General features: G+C 36.7%; 16 protein-coding genes and 1 pseudogene. 12 read left to right on the top strand and 5 right to left on the bottom strand.

The annotated features are described in order from the left end of the window. Together GCWU000282_RS17590 and ltrA are read left to right on the top strand one after the other, a co-directional pair. Positions 1–148: IS3 family transposase (locus GCWU000282_RS17590; protein ID WP_035041174.1), on the top strand; the 148-nt coding region annotated here is incomplete at its 5' end. Positions 149–775: 627 nt separating this feature from the next. Next, positions 776–2,170 (top strand): annotated as a pseudogene (gene ltrA / locus GCWU000282_RS14115) (group II intron reverse transcriptase/maturase). Between the two features lie 75 nt (positions 2,171–2,245). Here ltrA and GCWU000282_RS14110 read toward each other — a convergent pair. The 3 genes from GCWU000282_RS14110 to GCWU000282_RS14100 all read right to left on the bottom strand — a co-directional run bounded on the left by GCWU000282_RS14110 (position 2,246) and on the right by GCWU000282_RS14100 (position 4,884). After that, on the bottom strand, positions 2,246–2,602 hold the full coding sequence (locus GCWU000282_RS14110) for a hypothetical protein (protein WP_023355849.1): 357 nt from the start codon (positions 2,600–2,602) through the stop codon (positions 2,246–2,248). Next, a complete protein-coding gene (locus GCWU000282_RS14105; RefSeq protein WP_023355848.1) occupies positions 2,583–3,620 on the bottom strand; it encodes a phosphodiester glycosidase family protein in 1,038 nt (345 codons plus the stop codon). The genes GCWU000282_RS14110 and GCWU000282_RS14105 overlap by 20 nt, the downstream gene beginning before the upstream one ends. A 175-nt stretch (positions 3,621–3,795) precedes the next feature. Continuing rightward, the gene (locus tag GCWU000282_RS14100; RefSeq protein ID WP_023355847.1) at positions 3,796–4,884 is read right to left on the bottom strand and encodes a bifunctional glycosyltransferase family 2/GtrA family protein; all 1,089 of its coding nucleotides are present in this window, start codon (positions 4,882–4,884) and stop codon (positions 3,796–3,798) included. Positions 4,885–5,044: 160 nt separating this feature from the next. Between GCWU000282_RS14100 and GCWU000282_RS14095 the strand changes: the two genes are divergently transcribed. The 7 genes from GCWU000282_RS14095 (at position 5,045) to GCWU000282_RS14065 (ending at position 13,497) form a co-directional block, all read left to right on the top strand. After that, entirely contained in the window at positions 5,045–6,460 is a 1,416-nt protein-coding gene (locus GCWU000282_RS14095; protein WP_023355846.1) for an ATP-binding protein, read from the top strand. Further along, positions 6,457–7,131 (top strand): response regulator transcription factor, encoded by a 675-nt coding sequence (locus GCWU000282_RS14090; protein WP_023355845.1) that lies wholly within the window; start codon positions 6,457–6,459, stop codon positions 7,129–7,131. Before GCWU000282_RS14095 ends, GCWU000282_RS14090 begins: the two co-directional genes overlap by 4 nt. Before the next feature lie 18 nt (positions 7,132–7,149). After that, on the top strand, positions 7,150–8,403 hold the full coding sequence (locus GCWU000282_RS14085) for a sensor histidine kinase (protein ID WP_023355844.1): 1,254 nt from the start codon (positions 7,150–7,152) through the stop codon (positions 8,401–8,403). Between the two features lie 52 nt (positions 8,404–8,455). Next, the gene (locus tag GCWU000282_RS14080; protein WP_023355843.1) at positions 8,456–9,691 is read left to right on the top strand and encodes a hypothetical protein; all 1,236 of its coding nucleotides are present in this window, start codon (positions 8,456–8,458) and stop codon (positions 9,689–9,691) included. Between the two features lie 69 nt (positions 9,692–9,760). Next, positions 9,761–10,294, top strand: a complete 534-nt coding sequence (locus GCWU000282_RS14075; protein WP_023355842.1) for a hypothetical protein — start codon at positions 9,761–9,763, stop codon at positions 10,292–10,294. Between the two features lie 256 nt (positions 10,295–10,550). After that, positions 10,551–11,858 carry a WG repeat-containing protein gene (locus GCWU000282_RS14070; RefSeq protein ID WP_023355841.1) on the top strand — a complete coding sequence of 436 codons (1,308 nt, stop codon included), beginning with the start codon at positions 10,551–10,553 and terminating at the stop codon, positions 11,856–11,858. Between the two features lie 358 nt (positions 11,859–12,216). Beyond that, the gene (locus GCWU000282_RS14065) at positions 12,217–13,497 is read left to right on the top strand and encodes an O-acetylhomoserine aminocarboxypropyltransferase/cysteine synthase family protein (protein WP_035041171.1); all 1,281 of its coding nucleotides are present in this window, start codon (positions 12,217–12,219) and stop codon (positions 13,495–13,497) included. Between the two features lie 84 nt (positions 13,498–13,581). On the opposite strand, the gene GCWU000282_RS14060 is transcribed toward GCWU000282_RS14065, so the two are convergent. Both GCWU000282_RS14060 and GCWU000282_RS14055 read right to left on the bottom strand, forming a co-directional pair. Further along, a complete protein-coding gene (locus tag GCWU000282_RS14060) occupies positions 13,582–14,877 on the bottom strand; it encodes a hypothetical protein (RefSeq protein WP_023355837.1) in 1,296 nt (431 codons plus the stop codon). Further along, positions 14,874–15,434, bottom strand: a complete 561-nt coding sequence (locus GCWU000282_RS14055) for an RNA polymerase sigma factor (protein WP_023355836.1) — start codon at positions 15,432–15,434, stop codon at positions 14,874–14,876. The genes GCWU000282_RS14060 and GCWU000282_RS14055 overlap by 4 nt, the downstream gene beginning before the upstream one ends. A gap of 250 nt (positions 15,435–15,684) precedes the next feature. Between GCWU000282_RS14055 and GCWU000282_RS14050 the strand changes: the two genes are divergently transcribed. The 3 genes from GCWU000282_RS14050 to GCWU000282_RS14040 all read left to right on the top strand — a co-directional run bounded on the left by GCWU000282_RS14050 (position 15,685) and on the right by GCWU000282_RS14040 (position 20,890). Further along, on the top strand, positions 15,685–17,415 hold the full coding sequence (locus GCWU000282_RS14050; RefSeq protein WP_035041170.1) for an ABC transporter ATP-binding protein: 1,731 nt from the start codon (positions 15,685–15,687) through the stop codon (positions 17,413–17,415). An 11-nt stretch (positions 17,416–17,426) separates the two neighbouring features. Next, on the top strand, positions 17,427–19,205 hold the full coding sequence (locus tag GCWU000282_RS14045; protein WP_035041291.1) for an ABC transporter ATP-binding protein: 1,779 nt from the start codon (positions 17,427–17,429) through the stop codon (positions 19,203–19,205). A gap of 221 nt (positions 19,206–19,426) precedes the next feature. Then, the gene (locus GCWU000282_RS14040) at positions 19,427–20,890 is read left to right on the top strand and encodes an IS5 family transposase (protein ID WP_023355833.1); all 1,464 of its coding nucleotides are present in this window, start codon (positions 19,427–19,429) and stop codon (positions 20,888–20,890) included. Position 20,891 lies beyond the last annotated feature (1 nt).

The following is a 20,891-nucleotide window of genomic DNA, read 5'->3' as shown; positions in this document are numbered from 1 at the left end:
GTATTATGGCAATCGGTTTACAGTCAGAGATTCTCTTGTGAAAATGATAGAGGATTACATTGAATACTACAACACCAGACGGTTACAACGAAAACTGGGAATTTTAACTCCATTCGAGAAGCACGAACAATATCTGGCGGCAGCATAAAAACTGCCACCAGATTAAAACTATCTGATGGCAGAAAATTTTTATTTTTTTAATTGTCTACTTGACGGGAAGCAGTTCAGGCTGCTTTCTGGCGGCTCTTTTTTACTTTATAAAAGTTGGACAAGGACAGTTTTTTAAAAATAGGAATTATAAATAAGGAACCGGCATTATGACGGTTCCTTAATAAAGTGTGCCTAGCGGCGCACGTTTCTAACGGGTTAAAGTCCCGAATCCGCCCGGTAGTGGGAAGGATGAGTCGAAGGCAAGGGTGTCGAGGGTGACCTCGAATCTGAAGGAAGCTGGATATGAGGAAGATACTAACTCATGGGCAAATCTCCGGTCTGACGAACAGAAATCTCATATGAGGTTATGCATGAGGATAAGACTGCTTTTCAAGTTGAAGTCCTATAACTACACGGAATCATGCATGATAAATGAGGCAGATGGATGGAGAGGAAGAAACGTGTGGTACCTGGGGAGGTCTGTGTGATACGCCCTGAAGGAGGTAACCATTGCCTAAAGCAATGCTGAACGCACAGAAGTCAGCAGAGGTCATAGTAGTCGAGAGACAAAGGACCGAATCAGTAGGAATCTCAAGTATGACTGAGAAAGGAGGAATGACCGGTTATGGTAGAAAACACTGAAAACAGTGGCTGTTTGCAAAGAGATAGTGCGGAACATGAAGGGTATGCAAAAGCGCGCAGGTCATTCAATCTGATATGGAAAGAAAGAGACAGTGCACAGCCGAAGCTCTTGGAAGCGATACTGCATAAAGATAACTTTAACAGAGCGTAAAAGAGAGTTAAGGCAAACAAGGGAGCACCCGGAATTGATGGAATGACCATCGAAGAGGCACTTCCTTACCTTCGGGAACATCAACAGGAGTTAACTGACCGTATCTATTGTGGAAAGTATACTCCGTCTCCGGTAAGACGAGTTGAGATTCCCAAACCGGATGGTGGTGTGCGAAAGCTTGGCATACCAACAGTGATAGACCGTACACTTCAACAGGCGATAACACAACAGTTAGTGCCAATCTATGAGCCACTTTTTACAGACGGCAGTTATGGCTACCGTCCGAACAGAGACGCAAAAGGAGCAATACTAAAGGTTAAGGAGTACGCTGAACAGGGCTACACATATGCGGTAGTTTTAGACTTATCGAAATATTTCGATACAATCAACCACGAGATTCTTATCAACCTTCTGAGGAAAAACGTAAAAGATGAACGTGTAGTGCAACTTATCAAGAGGTATCTGAAAAGTGGCGTAATGGAAAATGGAGTAGTTATCGAAACAGATGAAGGGTCGCCACAAGGAGGGAATCTATCCCCTTTGCTTGCGAATATCTACCTCAATGAGTTCGACCAAGAGCTCTTGAAGCGAGATGTCCCATGCATAAGATATGCAGATGACATAGTGCTTCTTGCGAAAAGCAAAAGGGCATCGGAGAGACTCTTAGAGAGTAGTACGAGGTATCTCGAGGAGAAGCTGAAACTTACAGTGAACCGAAAGAAAAGCCGTACTGTCAGTGTGTTTGCAATCCGAAATTTTAAATTCCTTGGCTTTGCATTGGGAAGGAACAGAAGTGGCGTATACGTACGAGTTCATTCAAAGTCATGGGAGAAGTTTAAGTCGAGACTGAAAGAGCTTTCTTCCCGTAAGCACTGTCAGTCAATCAAGCCAAGCCTTGAAAGAATCAAGGTATATGCAAGAGGGTGGCTTAACTACTATGGAATTGCAAGTATGAAGAATAACATGAATGACGTTAACGGATGGCTCTATCACAGAATACGTATGTGTATATGGAAACAATGGAAACGTGTGAGAACCAGATACCGAAATCTGAGGGTCATGGGGGTTCCTAAAGACCTGGCATGGAAAGCGGCAAACAGCAGACGTGGCTATTGGTTTACAACACACACAGTTGCCATAAACATGGCAATGACAAAAGAAAGACTGATAAACAGTGGCTTTTATGATTTAACCACAGCATATCAGTCTGTGCACGTCAACTATTGAAAGCGCTGTATACGAGAACCGTACGTACAGTGCTGTGAGAGGACGGCGGTTAGTCACCGCCTCCTACTCGATTTGCTAAGCTTTTTTCTTTCTAAATACAGCCGCTCCGAATAAGAGCAAACAGCCTGTGATTATGTAAAGATAATCAAAAGATGAGCTTCTTCCCGAGATTTCAATTATGCCCTTAACTAAGAAGCCGTTTGCAAAAACTGCGAGTGCGGTGTTAAGCAGATATTTATTCAGGGAATTCTTAAATAATAAGAAAACTCCTGATATCAGAGGGAATATAAACATCATCCTCATATATATTGAGTACTGCCCATAGGAGAATATCTCGTAGATATAGGCAAATACTGCCAGGAAGATACTGAGACCTCCGCAAATAATAAGATTTTTAACTGTATTTTTATTTTTAATAACCGATGTAAACAATGTCGCTCACCTCTCTTTCTGAAATTCTATGCCCGTTTGTAGTAGGATTATTTACAATATTTCCGTTAAAATACATGGTAGAAGAGCCGCCGCCGTCAAGGTTGTAAGCTGTAGTCGCACCATATTCTTTAAGTACTTCTGCCAGCTCGTAGAGGGAGAGACCTTCGCTTTCGCTGGTTCGTCCGTCAGATACCACAAGGATATAATGATTTTTATCTACAATGCCTATTGCAGTACGGGGATTCTTTGTCATAGCCTGTCTTACCTCAGTGTTTTGGTCTACACTTATTTCACCGTTTTCTACAAGAGAAGGTCCAAAGGCAAAAAGATTGACTACACCGTCCGCAAGCAGTTCTTCGGCGGTTACTTCCGTTTCGTAAATTATCTTAAATGAACCGTCCTTATATACTGCCAGATCAGGATATTCACTGTCACTTCTCACTGTATTTCTGTAAATTACACCGTTTTTAATTACATAACCGCTTCTGTCAGCGCCGTAATAGTCTCCGTTTACTGCTAAAATTGCATTGTTGTTTGTTGCCATAGAAGATGTGGTTTCAGTTACATTTGTGCCGAAGGAGTCATAGGCAAGGGCTGTCTTTAAGTAGCTTGAATCAGAAAGCTTGATATCTGCCACATAGACAGTGGTATTGTTTTTTCGAACAGTAGTTATGTTTATGTCCACATTGCTGTCTTTGTAAGAAGAATCTGTGACAGTTCTTTCGCTCTCGGAGCTTTCTGTGGCAGTTACAGCAGAATTATTGGTGCTTCCATTTTCTACAGTTGTAGTAGTGCCTGTATTCTCGGTGTCATTAGCGGTTGTATTTGAGCTTGTATTGGCAGTGCCGGTATTCTCTGCCGCCTGTACTATATCAGAGCCGGTGTTTTTAACAACCACAGCCTGAACTTCAGATATTACAAAGGTTTTTAATAATACATAGCTGTCAAGCGAAGCTGTAAGAAGTCCGGTTGCCAAGCAGACAGCCAGCGGTTTTTTTAATAGTTTTTTATTATGCATGGTTCTTCCTCCTTAAACGTGGGTAATTTTGGAATATTACTATTTAACCCCAATTATTCACGAAACATCTTGTAAAATATCGTAATCAAGCCATGGGCTTGAAATTACGATATTTTGCAGATGTTTTGTAATATCACCTCATAGTCACAGACCGAAAACAGTTTATCCTGCGGTATTATATGGAATAAGAGGTCTGTGACCTATGTCGTGAATAATTTGGGTTTTGTTTTTCCTTCTTCATTTTAAATACAAAGACTTTCTGCACTGTAAAACTGATGAAGAAACAAACTATTTCAGTTACTAATTTGAGCAGATAAATATTGCCTCCCGAGAAAGTATTAAGTCCTAAAAGAATCAGGGTATTTAAACCAAGAATTCCTGCAGCAAGAGTAAAATATCTGATTAAGCTTCCCTTACCTTTCTCACTATGCTTAAATACGAACTTTTTGTTTATATTAAAGTTAACTGTACTGCTTATAAGCCTTGCGCCGATATTTGAAAGTATTAGCATAAGATTGGTAGGAAACAGGGCAAATACAAGACTTAGAATTCCGTAAGCAGCATAATCTATGATGAAAGCCAGCAAGGATGAAAGTGAAAATCTGAAAATTTCTCCGTATATCTTGATTGCATCTTTAACAGGGTTAAAATGGCTTCCGCTGTTATCATCTATATAAACAGTTTCTATAGGAACTTCCTTTATGCTTAGCCCATTTTTCTTTGCAAGCAAGAGCATATTCATTTCATATTCATATCTGTCTCCTTTCATGGAAAGCAAAAATGGTATTGTGCTTACCGGAAAGGCTCTCAGACCGCATTGGGTATCATTAAGGAAAAGCCCTGAAACAAGGAAGTAAATATACTTTGTTATGGTATTTCCAAGTTTAGATTTAAGTGGAACTTTTCCGGTGAAATATCTTGCTCCTGTGGTTATGGCAGCTTCGTGAGTCTTTATACTGTCTGCTACTTTTACAATGTCACTTACCTTATGCTGTCCGTCTGAATCGGCAGTTACTATAAGGCCGTTGGTGTTAAGGTTTTTGATGTAGGTAAAGGCTGTTTTAAGAGCTGCTCCCTTTCCTTTGTTTATGCCATGGTTAAGCAGAATGGCATATTCTTTTGCTTCATTAAAAATATTGTTAAATTTATCACCTGAGCCATCATTTACAACTATTATCTGAAAGAGGTTTAATGCACTCACTTCCTTAAGCAGTTTAATTAACTTTTCATCAGGCTCATAAGCCGGTATTGCTAAAAATCTCATAGGCTTTATCTCCTTTCTTTGTTGTTGAGGTGATTATAAATAACGAAACTTAAATGAAACTAAAAGAAAATAAAATATTTAGTCAACTATAATTTAGTAAAGTATAGTTGACTAAATTGTAATTTACTAATATACTGTATATAGAAACGGAGGTATTAGCATGTTCATTGGCAGACAAAAAGAACTTAATGCATTAGAGAGTCTGTACAAATCAGATAAATTCGAATTTGCAGTAATCTATGGAAGGCGCAGGGTAGGAAAGACAGCATTGATTAACTATTTTATGGATAATAAAAAATCTATATATTTTATGGGATTAGAGAGCAATGAAAAACAAAATTTAGAAAACCTGAGTAAAAGCATAATTGAATTTAGTAGTGGAATTTGGGCTGACAGTTATTTTGCATCTTTTCAGGCTGCACTTGAATATGTATTTGAACTGGCAAAAAAAGAGCGTATTATACTGGCAATAGATGAATACCCTTATGTAGCTAGAGCCTCAAGTAGTCTCGCATCTACATTACAGATGCTGATTGATAAAAATAAAGATGAATCAAAATTGATGCTCATTCTATGTGGTTCTTCTATGTCATATATGGAGGATAAAGTTTTGGCATACAAGGCACCCTTATATGGAAGAAGGACAGCGCAACTGAAGGTTATGCCATTTGAGTTTGAAGAATGCTGTGATTATTTGAAAGATTTATCGGATGAAGATAAGGCTTTGATGTATGGTATTGTGGGAGGAACACCGCAATATCTGCTCCAGATGAATGATAAATTAAGCGTAGAGGAGAATATTAAAAATACTTATTTAAATCCAATTTCCTTCCTGTATGAAGAGCCGGTAAATCTATTAAAACAGGAAGTCAGAGAGCCTGCGATTTATAATGCGATTGTTACTGCTATAGCAATGGGATATTCTAAAATGTCAGAAATATCGACAAAGGTAGGAGAGAGTACCACAGTATGTTCAGGATATATTAAAAACCTGATTGACTTAGGCATAATCAGGAGAGAAGTTCCATACGGTGAGAAAATTTCAAGGAAATCTATTTATTCTATTGAAGACAATATGTTTTGTTTTTGGTATAAATTTATTCTGGGTAATATGCCAATGATTGTACGAGGTGGGGCAGATCTTGTATATAAGCGTATTGAAGCCGGGCTATCTAATTATATGGGAAGAGTATTTGAAGAAATATGTACACAATATTTGTGGAAACAGCTTATGAGAGGAAGTATGCCTATAGAATTTGTTTCACTTGGACGCTGGTGGGGCAATGATTCAAAAAATAAAACTCAGACTGAAATTGATATTATGGGAGAGCAGGATAGCTCTTCGGCAATTTTTGCTGAGTGCAAATGGCGAAATGAGAATGTGGATTTAGATATTCTTGAAATGCTGATTGAACGTAGCAGACTATTTAGCTATACTAATGTGCATTACTTTGTATTCTCGAAGACAGGATTTACTAAAGGTTGCGTAAAGAAAGCGGGGGATATGGGGAATGTGAACTTGGTTAGCTATAAGGATATTGTTAAATTATTTGCATCAAAAGGAGGGCAGATATGAGATTATTACTTGCAGAAGATGAAAAATCGCTTTCCAAAGCTGTAAAAGCCATACTTGAAGCCGGTAAATATAGTGTAGATGCAGTATTTGACGGAGAAGAAGCACTGGATTATCTTGAAACGGATACATATGACGGTGTGATTTTGGATATAATGATGCCTAAGAAAGACGGATTGACTGTGCTTAAGGAGCTTAGAAATAAAGGAAACCTAATACCGGTTTTACTGCTTACCGCAAAATCAGAGGTAGACGATAAGGTGGAAGGACTTGATCTTGGGGCAAATGATTATCTTACCAAACCTTTTGAGCCGAAGGAACTGCTTGCAAGAATAAGAGCTATGACCAGAAGCAAGATGGCAGAGGGTGATTCAGTGCTTGAATATGGCAATGTTTCATTAAACAGAGCAAGTTTTGTCCTTTCTACCAAAACAGGAGAATTTAAGCTTTCCAATAAGGAGTTTCAGATGATGGAACTGCTAATGAGCTATCCGAAGAATCTCATTTCTGCTGAAAAATTCATGGAAAAAATCTGGGGCTTTGATACAGAAGCTGATATAAGCGTAGTCTGGGTTTATATTTCTTATTTAAGAAAGAAACTCGCTTCTCTTAAGGCTGATATAGAGATAAAGGTAACCAGAAATCTGGGATACTCGCTTAATATGGCAAAGTAGAAAGGATTCTCCGTATTAATGAAGAAAAATAATATAATTTCAAGGCTTCGTTTCAAGCTGATTGCCGTGTCGATGGCTGTAACCCTTGTCATACTTGGGCTTATAGTTGGTGGAATTAATTTTATTAATTATAAGAAAATAATAGATAATGCCGACAGAACCATAGATTATCTGGCAGAGCATTACAACAAGGAAGAATTTAAACATAGACCGCCTGACAGAGATGAGGAAGGACATTTTGATCCATTTGATGAAGGTATTTCCCCGGAAGTAAAATTTGAAAGCAGATATTTTGTGGTAAGCTTTGACAGCAAAGAAAATGTTGTGCTTAATGACACGGGAAATATATTTTCTGTATCTGAGGAAGACAGTTCCAAGTATGCAAAGATAATATATAAGGGAAATTCAGATAAAGGTTTTTATAAAGATTTCAGATATATGAAGCTCACCTTAAACGGATATAATTCTGTATTGTGTCTGGATTGCTTTAACAGTCTTTCCAATACAAGATATTTTTTATTTGTAAGCCTTGCAGCTTCATTTGTGGGATGGATTACCGTATTTGCAGTAGTTTTAGCCTTTTCCGGGAAAATAATAGCTCCTGTGTCAAAAAGCTATGAGAAGCAGAAAAGATTTATAACAGATGCGGGGCACGAAATAAAAACTCCGCTTGCAATTATAGAGGCTGATATAGGTGTGATGGAAATAAACGGAGAGGAAAATGAGTGGCTAAGCGATATTAAGACACAGGTCAGGAGGCTTACAAGGCTGACCAATGCTCTTATTCATCTCTCAAAGCTGGATGAAGGAAAGGACAGCCTTAAGTTTACGGATTTTTCAATATCAGAGCTTGCCGCAGAGACTGCTAATTCTTTCTCAGGACTCGCCAAAGTAAACGGCAAGAAGCTTACAGCCAAAGTAGAACCTAAGCTTACTCTTAATGGTGATATTGAAGGTATAAGGGAACTATTGAATATCATATTTGATAATGCGATTAAATATTCCGCAGGCGAGGGTAATATAAACTTTGAACTTAAAAAGAAGAATGGACATATAATAATAGAAGCATCTAATCTGACAGAGAATTTGACTAAAGAAAATGCAGAATATCTTTTTGACAGATTTTACAGGGCAGATGCATCCAGAAACTCTGAAACAGGCGGACATGGAATAGGGCTTTCTATGGCAAAGGCTATAGTGGAAGGACATGGAGGTAAGATAGGTGCCGAAGTTACGGAAGGAGGGATTATCAAGATAAAAATTGTGTTATAGCATTGTAGGGGAAAGTGTATCTTGTGAACAATTTATATGAGGAGGGTTTGATATGAGTATAGAATTAAAGAAAAGAAGAATTAAGAGCAGATTCTTAAGTGTATTACTTTTTATTTCAGTATTTATGACAAGTCTTATGTTTCAAACTATGCCGGCAAAGGCTGAATATTTCCTGAAAATAGGAGATAAGGTATATTTTAGGAAATTCGGGAAAAATGCTTTGTCTAAAAGCGCGCCTTGGGCTGCATACTTATCCTATCCTACAGGAGAAAAAGGCTCTTTTATCGCTGTTTATGATAATGCAACCAAAGAGGTATCCAAGGCATTTGATGATGCCGGAGGTGAATTCTATTATATGAATAACAGATTTTATATGCAGCATGAGGATGTGGTATATTCTGTGGATGAAAACGGAAATGAGTACAGGGAATTAACTGATAAAGGGCGTATACTGGGCTGTTTTAATAAAGAATATCTTGTTGTTAACCAATATGAAGAAAACAATCAGGGTGTAAATAAGATTATTAAAAGCATTATATTTAAGAATGGGGAAAAGGATTCCGAATTGAATGTGGGAGAGCGGTTTGAGTTTTCAATGAAAACTGATGGCCGTTACGCAATCTATCAGAAACTTAATTATTCCGAAAATTCTACAAAAATATGGTGTAAGGATTTAAAATCAAATAAAGCCCCTGTTTTATTGGGGAAAATAAATTTTGAAAAATTACTTTCAGGTACAGATTCCTGTGAACTGCTTCAAATGAAAAGAAAAAAATCAGATATTTATTTTTCAATGTCGTTGCATTCAGGAAATGCCGGACATTTAATGGGTGGCTGTGTATATAAGGCTCATCCTAATAAGAAAAACAGCTTAAAACTGATGACTAAGAATTTATTAGGAAAGATGATGTATGATGGTGGAGAAACTTATTATACAAAAGATTTTAATGTGGATAATAAAGGAAAGGTTGAAACATTTAGCCTAAGAAATTCAACACATCTTTATGGTAAAGTATTATATTTTTATGATTCAAAGGGAAGGAAAAAATTAATTACAAATGATTTACTTAAGCTGCTTAAGATTAAGGCGACAATGCCTGATGAATATACTGTTTCAGCTGAAGCATACATAGATGGGAACCTATTTATGATGTTAGATAGAAGTAGATTTAATGAGGGAAGCGTTGGGGAGATATATGAATATGATATTGTAGAGAGATATTATGTCAGAATCCCGGTTAATAATCCTAAGGAAGTTCAGATTTTATATAAGGATGTATTTAAATAGTCCCAATTAACATTTTCGTCTATAAAAGCTTGGTTAGAATATTATCAAATTTTTCAGGAGGAAAATAGAGTGAGTAAAAGAATAAGAAATTATATTATAGTTTTATTCTTAGTTTTGCTTGCAATAGGTAATTACACTGTATCTGCATATGCAAAAGGGCTTAGCAAGGCTGTGAAGAAAGAATATGTAAAGATATTGAAGGATATCCTGGTTCAAGAAGCTGAAATGGAAGGTATGGGTGGTAAACCGTATTTTATAATTGCTGATATTAATGATGATGGAAAAAAAGAACTGCTTATAGGATACTTTGGCAGCTATGCTAATGGAAGATCAACAGGAGACGGTGCTGTCTATATTAATAAGAATAATAAAGCTATAAAGACTAAGTTTTATTATGTATCAGAAATTGGTGAGAAGTCATTGATTGATGATGCGATGTGGCAGAATGATTATCTATCGTATAAGAATTATCTTATGATACCATTTTATAGTGCAAGAGATGACACTATCAGCAACCACGAAGTTATATATAAACTTGACAAAAAGGGTATTTTTACTCAAATTTATCATCGCATTGAGAGAACTTCGATGCTTACTGATTAAACAATAGAGAATACTTGCACTAAACTGGTAGATGGTAAGCCAAAAGAAATATCTGTGGAAAAATATGATAAGTTTGCTTCTAAATTCAAAAAAATAAATGGTGGATGGAATATAGTAACCTTGGATAATATAAAAAAGTATGTTAAATAAGTTAAACCAATATTATTCAAGAAACATCTTGTGGAATATCTAAAGCAAATACTTGGAATAAGATGGGATATTTTGGGAAATTATCAAAATAAGAGGGTGGGAAGATATGAATAAGATTAAAGGACATATAAAAAAAATAAGTTTCATTATAATAATAACACTATTGTGTGGATTGATAACACCTACAGAAGTAAAGGCTGCCGATACAAAAAAATATTATTGTGACAGCTCAGTTATGGGGGGATTGATTTTAATTTCAGACCAAAGTGAGTTCGATGGTAAAGGTAATTATGGTTTCATGGATAAAAAAGGTAAAATAGTCATACCGCTAAAGTATGATTATGCGTATGGCTTTGTAGAAGGTGTAAGTAAGGTAGGGAAAAAGGGAAGATATGGTTTTATCAATAAAAAAGATGAAATAGTAGTTCCTCTAATGTATGACGGTGTGGCTGATTGTTTTAGCGAGGGTTTAGCAGGCGTGAGTAAGAATGGTAAATATGGTTTTGTTGATAAACAAGGGAAGGAAGTAGTGCCATTAAAGTATGATAGTGTGGGAAATTTTAAAGAGGGTTTAGCTGCTGTACAGCTGGATGGTAAATGGGGTTTTGTCAATATCCAAGGTGATGAGGCAGTTTCATTAAGGTATGACAAAAAGACGGAATTTTACAAGGGTTTAGCAGCTGTACAGATGGATGGTAAATGGGGGCTTGTTAATAACCAAGGTAAGGAAGTAGTAGAAATAAAATATGATGGAGTCGGAATTTCTATTGAGGGTTTAATTGGTGTATATAAGGATGATAAATATGGTTTTGTAAATAACCAAGGTCAGGAAGTAGTGCCGTTAAAGTATGATAACGTAAGATTTTTTAGTGAGGGTTTAGCAGCTGTAGAGAAGGCCGGTAAATGGGGGTTTGTAAATAAACTAGGTAAAGAAGTAATAGCATTAAAGTATGACAATGTATGTTCTTTTAGTGAGGGATTAGCGATTGTAATTAAAAATGGCAAGAATGTATGTATAGACAAGAAAGGTAAAACAGCCCTTAAATTAAATTATGACAGTATAGGGTTCGGATATCAAAATGGCTTACTTTATGTGTCAAAAGGATATAAATTTGGTTTTATAAATAAACAAGGTAAGAAAGTAATACCAATAAAATATGATGTTACTGAGGACTCTACTCAATTTATAGAAGGTTTAATGCTGGTGCGTTGGAATGGCAAATCGGGTTTCGTAAATAGAAAAGGTAAAATGATAATTCCTCTAAAGTATGATGTTACTTGGTATTTTAATGAAGGATTAGCTCTTGTCGGTAAAGAGATAGACAAGGAATTGAAATTTGGTTTTATTAATAAAACAGGAAAGGTGATAATACCTTTAAAATATGGTGCGTTATATAGAGTGGGCAGATATTAAGTAAACCAAGTTCTGATAAAGAAGAAATTCTATGGCTGTTACTGTACATTTTTCCTTTGCATTTCCCCTTGCATTTTCAATTAAGAAATTGCAAGGGGATTTTTTCTTGCATTTACGGTATGTTATATTATATCCTTCTTTTGACACCAACATCATAATATAATAATCTTTTAGGATGTTTGCCCGGTTCTTATAAAATTACTTGGGTTATATATTGTTGATATAAGCTATATTTATAACAAAGCATAAAATCAATCGATTTTTCAAATGATAAAAAAGGTGATAATATAATCCCATCAAAAAACAACCGGTTATGTTAAGAGTAAACACAATATCATCAGAAAAGGAGATTGATACTATGAGCAAATATAAATTTGAGACTTTACAGTTACATGTTGGACAGGAAGAAGCAGATCCTGTAACAGATGCCAGAGCAGTACCTATTTATCAGACAACATCTTATGTATTTCATAACAGTAAACACGCAGCAGACAGATTTGGCTTAGCAGATCCGGGCAATATCTATGGCAGACTTACCAATTCAACACAGGAAGTTTTGGAAAAAAGAATAGCTGCTTTAGAGGGCGGAAGTGCAGCCCTTGCTCTTGCCTCAGGTTCGGCGGCAATAACTTATACGATTGAAGCTTTAGCGGCAAACGGAGGACATATAGTAGCACAAAAAACAATTTATGGCGGAAGCTATAATCTTCTGGCACATACACTTCCTCAATACGGGATTGAAACCAGCTTTGTTGATATACATAATCTAAGTGAAGTTGAAGCTTCCATAAAAGATAATACAAGAGCTGTTTTTATAGAAACTCTTGGAAATCCTAACAGTGATATTCCTGATATTGATGCAGTTTCACAGCTTGCTCATAAATATGGACTTCCTGTTGTAGTGGATAACACTTTCGGAACACCTTATCTCATCAGACCGATAGAGCATGGAGCAGATATTGTAGTTCATTCTGCGACAAAGTTCATAGGAGGTCATGGAACCACCCTGGGCGGAGTCATAATTGAGTCAGGCAAGTTTAACTGGAAGGAAAGCGGAAAGTTTGTTAATATATCTGCGCCTAATCCGAGCTATCATGGGATATCATTTTATGATGCGGTTGGACAGGCAGCCTTTGTAACCTATATTCGTGCTATCCTCTTAAGAGATACCGGTGCAACGCTATCACCGTTTAATGCCTTCCTTCTTTTACAGGGAGTTGAAACATTGTCTTTGAGACTGGACAGGCACAGTGAAAATACAAAGAAGGTGATTGAATATCTAAAAAATCATCCTAAGGTTGAGAAGGTAAACCATCCTTCGATTGAAGAACATCCTGACCACAATCTCTATAAAAAGTATTTCCCTAACGGAGGGGCTTCCATCTTTACCTTTGAAATTAAAGGAGGCCAGGAAGAAGCTTGGAAGTTTATAGACAATCTGAAGATTTTCTCTCTCCTTGCAAATGTTGCTGATGTAAAGTCACTTGTAATTCATCCTGCATCTACAACTCATTCTCAGCTTTCAAAAGAGGAGCTTGCAGAACAGAATATTAAACCTAATACAATAAGGCTTTCAATAGGAACAGAACATATAGATGATATTATAGCGGATCTTGAAGAAGGATTTGCAGCATTATAATAAGCAATGATGTAATTCTTAAATGATGTTAAAAAGATTTTCCCCTTGCAATTTTAATAAGCAGTTGCAAGGGGATTTTTCTTATTAATTAAATCTTCCGTCATAGACAGGCATATTGGTAAGATAAGAGCCTTCAACAGCAGGTACATAATATGCGCCATAAGTTTTTAACCCATGTTCCGGTTTTTCTTCCGGTAATTCTGTATAGAACCGGTAATAAGGCATATAAATTTCTTCCATTTCGCTTGTACGGTAGACAAGTTCAACTTTTCTGATATATTTCTCTCCCGGCATTTTGTAAGGAACAGAGGTCGAATAATTGCCTTTTATAAGCAATTCTCTTGCCTGTACTGCGCTTATAATAGGATAATTTCCAAGCTTTTTAGTTAAATCCGGCTTGAAAATTCTTATAAAATTAAGAGAATTTTCATTATTATGACAGAATATTACCCGGTTAAAATTATAGTTTATAATGTTTTCAGTATAATCACTGCTTTTATTATAAAATTCAATATCAAAGCTCTGCTCAGCATAAATATTGTAGTTACCGCCTGTAATATTTACCTGTGGATTATCAAAGCCTATCAGATTTTTATACTTAGTTTTAAAATAATCGGCGGCAACAACATTATCCTTATATGAAGCATGATAATCAAAATTAAAATTATCCGGAAGGGAAAGAGCCGGAGTAAAAGAGATTCCGATAGTCATAAACTGGTCTGCTTCAATTTCTACACCATCTGCATTTATTATAAGTGAATCTGTAGGAAGATGGCCATAAGGTATGGAAGGATCATTTTTTCTTGATTTTTCTATATTTTTCCATTGTAGTTCATTTTGGTCAAAATTATCAGTAACTATAACTTTATTTTTATCCAGTCCGAGTCTTTCAGCTGTGGTTAAAATAAACTCTTTTATTTTATCCCAATCCGCTCCGGTTACAATAGAGTAAGAGGAACGCACGTCCACAGCTCTTTTATATACAGGCAGTGTAGTCAGGGGAATATCTTCCTGCCATGGATTTGCATTTATAAGTTCTGAGATATCATAAGCCATATACCCCTCAAAACCCATTCCATCTATATTATTCTCAGTAATGGTAAGCTTTGGAAGATCAGGCTTATTACCGGTAGTATTTTGTACAGTAGAATCTTTAGCAACATTGTCATGTGCTAAAGTATTGCTATTAATTTGAGTATTTTGTACTGGATTATTTTGTGACAAAAGCTTAGTTCCTGCAAAAATAACAAGTGTAATACCTGCAGCCAAAGAAACCCATTTAATCCGGTTAGCCATCTGCTTTTTAGGCTTAATATCAGCTTCTTCAACGTATTCAGGCTTAATAAGTTCCATTTTATCTAAAAATTCATTTCCGTTCATATAGTGTATCCCTCCTTCTCAAGATGCTCACGCAGCTTACCACGACAGCGGAATAGAGTAGTTTTAACTTTACTTTCAGATAAAGCAAATCGTGTGGCTATATTTTCTATAGAATCCAGATACCAATATCTCCTGACAAAGATGGTTCTTTTTTCTTTGTTTAGTGAACTTAGAAAACTATTGATAGCTTCACCAAATGCAATATCATCTATCAGACAGGACAGGTCATTTTGTGAAGGTATACATTGTTCCATTTCTGAGGTCAGTTCACATACAAAAGCACTACGCTTTAAACTGTTACGACTGCGGCAGCAGTTTAGAGAAATATGGCGAATTATGCGCGCAAGAAATGGATAAAGGTAAGTTCTCGGCTCATGTGGAGGTACAGTATTCCAGATTTTCATATAGGTATCATTTTCACATTCCTCAGCGGTCTGACTGTCAGCAACTATTCCATAAGATAAACTGCGCAGCCGGTTACCATATTTCTCTTTGGTATGCTCTATTGCAGCTTCGTCACGAAGAAGGTATAGTTCAACGATTCTTTTATCATCCAAGATGGCGATTTCCTTTCTTTTTGGTATATTGGTAAATGGCTTTCACCCTTATAAACACTTTTTAGAGGGAATAGGTTACACTTTTTAAGGAAATTATAGCAAAAAGATATAGGAATTTCGATAGGGAGAAAAGATACAGAATATATACTTTTCCCTTGCAGTTTTAGTAAAAGAACTGTAAGGGGATTTTTTTGCCTTTACAGTTGTGCTATACTATGTAGGTTAAATTCGATAACTTAGGAGACAAACATTGAGGAAATTATTGATATACATCAGAGATTACACTATGGAAAGTATCTTAGGTCCTCTTTTCAAACTATTTGAAGCCTGCCTTGACCTCATAGTACCGCTTGTGATGGCGTATATAATAGATAAAGGAATAGGCGGCAATGATAAGGGACTTATAATAAGGCTCTGTCTTGTGCTTGTAGGACTGGGCTTTGTGGGGCTTACATTTTCAATTACAGCCCAGTTTTTTGCGGCCAAAGCCAGTGTCGGTTTTATTAAACAGGTGAAACACGCAGTATTTTCCCATATTCAGAAGCTTTCATTTTCAGATATAGACAGGCTTGGTACCAATACACTTATAACAAGACTTACAAGTGATATGAACCAGATTCAGACCGGTGTCAACCTTACGCTCAGGCTGTTTCTTCGTTCACCGTTTATAGTGCTTGGTGCGGTAGTTATGGCATTTACCATAGATACTCAAATTGCGGTTATCTTCGTAATTACCATAATTGTGCTGTCCGCTGTTGTATTTGGAGTCATGCATTGGTGTATTCCAAGGTATAAGGAAGTTCAATCAGCTCTTGACAAGGTGCTTGGAAAGACAAGGGAAAATCTTACCGGAGTAAGAGTTATTAGAGCATTTTGCAAGGAAGATGAGGAAATAAAGAACTTTGAGGCTTCCAATGCATTTTTAACCGGCATAAGTAAAAAGGTTGGAATGGTATCTTCTTTGATGAACCCCCTGACTTATGTAATTATAAATATAGGTATAGCGGCACTGATATATAAGGGGGCTGTTCGTGTTGAAGACGGTGTCCTCACTAAAGGACAGATTGTGGCACTTTATAACTATATGTCGCAGATTCTTATAGAGCTTGTAAAATTTGCAAATATGTTCCTTAATATTACCCGTTCAATAGCCTGTGGCAACAGGGTACAGAGCATACTTGAAATAGAGCCGGGCATGGAAGAAGGCACAGATGCTTTTATTAAAAATGAAAATGCAGACAGTATAGTTGAATTTAAAGATGTAACTCTAAACTATAATGGTAGGGCTTCCGCAGATAAAGAAGAAAATGCTTTGAATAATATAAGTTTTACTGTAAAAAAAGGTGAAACTATAGGTATAATCGGAGGAACAGGTTCGGGAAAGACCTCTCTGGTCAGCCTTATTCCAAGATTTTATGATGTAAGTGAAGGTGAAATAAGGGTTAAAGGGAAGGCTGTAGCTGATTATACCTTTAAGGAACTTAGAAAAACAGTGGCTGTTGTTTTACAGAAAGCTTCACTTTTTAAGGGAAGTATAAGGGATAATATAAAATGGGGAAATGAAACCGCGACTGATGATGAGATAATGGAAGCAATACATATAGCTCAGGCAGAAGATGTAATAAATTCCAAAGAAGGGAAACTTGATTTTATAATAGAACAGGAAGGCAGAAACCTTTCCGGCGGACAGAAACAACGACTTTCTATCGCAAGAGCGATTGTAGGCAAGCCTGAAATTCTTATTCTTGATGACAGTTCATCCGCCCTTGACTATGCAACAGATTTAGCACTTAGAAAAGCTATTAATGCACTGGATTATAAGCCGACAGTATTTATAGTATCTCAGCGTACTTCTTCGATTATGAAGGCAGATAAGATAGTAGTGCTGGATGACGGCGATATGGTAGGGCTCGGAAAGCACGAAGAGTTGCTTGGAAATTGTGAGGTATATAAAGAGATTTATAATTCTCAGTATAAATAATGGGAGTAAATATGAAAGATAACAAAAAGATAATTAAAGCAGTTCTTGCTTATATAGGACATTATAAAATACTGCTTTTTGTATCACTTGTAATGGCGATGATTACAGTGGTTTTGACATTGTATCTGCCTATATTATTCGGTGATGCCATTGACCTTATAGTGGGAAGCGGGCAGACAAAGTTTGATAAAATATTTGAAATAATTATAACAGCAGTCATAGTTGCAGGTACTACCTCACTGTTTCAATGGCTGATGACTACTATAAATAATAAAATAGCCTATAACGTAGTAAGGGATATCAGAAATGATGCTTTTAAAAGGATTGAAAGGCTTCCTTTAAGTTATTTGGATTCACATTCTACAGGTGATATAGTAAGCAGGGTAATTGCAGATGCAGACCAGTTCTCAGACGGACTTTTGCTTGGATTTACACAGAGCTTTACAGGAATTGCAACCATACTGGGCACTCTTGTATTTATGCTCAGAATTGATATATTTACGGCACTTATAGTAATGGTGCTGACTCCGTTGTCCTTACTTGTAGCACGCTTTATTTCTAAGCATACCTATTCTTTCTTTAAGCTACAGTCCGAAACCAGAGCGGAGCAGACCTCTTTGATTAACGAAATGATAGGAGGTATGGAGGTTGTCAAGGCTTATGGCAGGGAAGAAAAGGTAGTTGAGGCCTTTGACGAAATAAATGAAAAAATAGAAAAGGCTTCTCTTAAAGCTATATTTTTTTCATCAATCACCAATCCGGCTACAAGATTTGTCAACAATATTGTCTATGCTCTGGTTGGGCTTGTGGGAGCATTTCAGGTGGTAAACGGAGGTATAAGCGTAGGCGGACTTTCTGCATTTTTGGCTTATGCAAACCAGTATACCAAGCCTTTTAATGAAATTTCGGGAATAATTACCGAGCTTCAAAATGCTATAGCCTGTGCAGGGCGACTTCTTGAACTTATAAATGAGGATATTGAGGCAGAAGACGGGAAAACTGTACTAGGAGCAGATAAGTCAAATGAAATTGATAAAAAAATAACAAACAATATAGGCGATATAGACTTAGAGAATGTGTCATTTTCTTATGTCAAAGATAAAAAGCTGATAGAAGGGCTTAATCTAAGTGTGAAAAAGGGTCATAGAATAGCCATAGTAGGGCCTACGGGCTGTGGCAAGACAACTATTATCAATCTGCTTATGAGATTTTATGATGTTGACAGCGGAAGTATAAAGGTAGAAAATACTGATATAAGAGAGCTTACAAGACATAGCCTCAGAAAATCATACGGAATGGTACTTCAGGAGACCTGGCTCAGAAATGGTACTATCAGGGAAAATATAGTTTTGGGAAAGCCTGATGCTACAGACGAGGAAGTAATAACAGCGGCGAAGGCGGCTCATTCTCATAGTTTTATAAGCAAGCTTAAAGGTGGCTACAATACAGTAATAGATGAGGATGGAAGCGGACTTTCCAAAGGGCAGATGCAGCTTTTATGTATAACCAGAGTTATGCTTCTGCTGCCTCCTATGCTTATACTTGATGAAGCAACTTCTTCCATTGATACCCGAACTGAAATCAAAATCCAAAAAGCATTTAACCGCTTGATGGAAGGCAGAACAAGCTTTATAGTTGCACACAGGCTTTCAACTATAAAAGAAGCTGATATCATCCTTGTAATGAAGGCAGGAAAGATAATAGAACAGGGAAATCATGAAGAGCTTCTTGAAAAGAAAGGATTTTATTCAGAACTTTATAACAGCCAGTTTGTAGGTGTCGGCAGTTGATGTGATATTGCCAAACATATGTAAAATATAGTAATTGGGGGAGTATGTGGCTTGATTACGATATTTAGTAAGATGTTTTGTGAATAATTAATGAGTGCTCAATAACATAAAAATCATATGCAAATCCTTATAAATACTGCATTTTTAGTCTAGATATGGTATAATGTAAGTGCAAGAAAAAACACAGAAAACAATAAAAAACCTTGCACTTAGGAGTAAAAATGTATAAAAAAAATCAGTATCATCAATACAGTATTACAGATTTCAATCAGCCTATGGGGCTCAAAATGAATCCTGAGAACAGATGGATAAAAAAAGCGGCTACAATTCCCTGGGATGCAATCGAAGAGAAATATGCAAAGCTATTTCCGAGTAATACAGGAATGCCTGCAAAGCCTCTGCGTATGGCGCTCGGTTCTCTTTTAATTCAAAAGAGTCTTGAATTTTCTGACAGAGAATTGCTGGATGAAATCACGGAAAATCCATATATGCAGTACTTTATCGGATTGCCGGGATATCAGTCTGCACCGCCGTTTGTACCATCTCTTCTTGTTTATTTTAGAAAGCGGCTGACTCCGGAAGTGCTTGCTGAAATCAATGAGATGATTATTGCATATAACTCTCCTGACAACAGTAATCATTCAGGTGGAGATACATCCTCAGATGATGAATCAAACAAGGATGATAATGCCGGTACATTGATTCTTGATGCAACATGTGCACCTCAGAACATTAAATATCCACAGGATGTTAATCTTTTGAACGAAGCACGCGAGAACCTGGAAGGCATTATTGATTATCTGTGTTTGAAATATAGTTACCACACACCGAGGATGTACCGTAAAAATGCCAGAAAAGACTATTTGAATCTCGCAAAGTCCAAAAAGCGCAGTGCAAAGAAGATACGAAAAGCAATTAAACAGCAGTTACAGTACATTCGGAGAGACAGAGGTTATATTGAGGCTTTACTTGGCAAAGGCAGTGAGCTGACACCAAAACAACTGGAGCGTATTGCTGTTATTGATAAAGTTTATGAACAGCAGAAGTTTATGTATGATAACAACACTCATTCCGTTCCGGACAGGATTGTAAGCATCAGTCAGCCGTATATCCGCCCGATTGTTAGAGGTAAAGCAAAATCTCCTACAGAGTTTGGGGCAAAGCTTGATGTCAGTATAGACGAAAAAGGAATGGCAAGAATTGAGCGTCTTTCATTCGATGCTTATAATGAATCTGATGTACTGATTTCTGCAATTAAAAACTACAAACAACGTACCGGTCATTATCCTGAAAGAGTTCTTGTTGACAAGATATACAGAAACCGGATAAACAGGGACTTCTGCAAAAAGAAAGAAATCCGAATGTCAGGACCTGCACTTGGTAGACCGAAACAGAAGGATATATCAGACAAAAAGCAGGAGCACCGTGATAATGCTAACCGCATAGCTGTTGAACGTGCATTTGCCCTTGCTAAGCACAGCTACGGACTTGGACTGCTGGTAACAAAGCTTGATAAAACCACAAGAAATTCGATTGCATTATCATTTATAGCAATGAATGTAGACCGGATACTGTCTACTTTTTTGTCTCAATTTTTGACGCTGATATTTTCAAGGTATATACGATTAAAAAATACACTAAAATTTATGCAAAATAAGATGATATTTAAATTGATTGCTTGTTGAG

The sequence above is a fragment of the Catonella morbi ATCC 51271 genome (assembly GCF_000160035.2).
GTDB classification, from domain to species: domain Bacteria; phylum Bacillota; class Clostridia; order Lachnospirales; family Lachnospiraceae; genus Catonella; species Catonella morbi.
Note: the sequence above shows the minus strand (reverse complement) of the source record. Positions and strands in the feature narration are given on the sequence as shown.

Bases quoted from the DNA above. Each gene is read 5' to 3' on its own strand.
- GCWU000282_RS14090 (WP_023355845.1), top strand. From the start codon at position 6,457: ATGAGATTATTACTTGCAGAAGATGAAAAATCGCTTTCCAAAGCTGTA.
- GCWU000282_RS14060 (WP_023355837.1), bottom strand. From the start codon at position 14,877: ATGAACGGAAATGAATTTTTAGATAAAATGGAACTTATTAAGCCTGAA.
- GCWU000282_RS14080 (WP_023355843.1), top strand. From the start codon at position 8,456: ATGAGTATAGAATTAAAGAAAAGAAGAATTAAGAGCAGATTCTTAAGT.
- GCWU000282_RS14100 (WP_023355847.1), bottom strand. From the start codon at position 4,884: ATGAGATTTTTAGCAATACCGGCTTATGAGCCTGATGAAAAGTTAATT.
- GCWU000282_RS14065 (WP_035041171.1), top strand. From the start codon at position 12,217: ATGAGCAAATATAAATTTGAGACTTTACAGTTACATGTTGGACAGGAA.
- GCWU000282_RS14070 (WP_023355841.1), top strand. From the start codon at position 10,551: ATGAATAAGATTAAAGGACATATAAAAAAAATAAGTTTCATTATAATA.
- GCWU000282_RS14085 (WP_023355844.1), top strand. From the start codon at position 7,150: ATGAAGAAAAATAATATAATTTCAAGGCTTCGTTTCAAGCTGATTGCC.
- GCWU000282_RS14040 (WP_023355833.1), top strand. From the start codon at position 19,427: ATGTATAAAAAAAATCAGTATCATCAATACAGTATTACAGATTTCAAT.
- GCWU000282_RS14045 (WP_035041291.1), top strand. From the start codon at position 17,427: ATGAAAGATAACAAAAAGATAATTAAAGCAGTTCTTGCTTATATAGGA.
- GCWU000282_RS14105 (WP_023355848.1), bottom strand. From the start codon at position 3,620: ATGCATAATAAAAAACTATTAAAAAAACCGCTGGCTGTCTGCTTGGCA.
- GCWU000282_RS14095 (WP_023355846.1), top strand. From the start codon at position 5,045: ATGTTCATTGGCAGACAAAAAGAACTTAATGCATTAGAGAGTCTGTAC.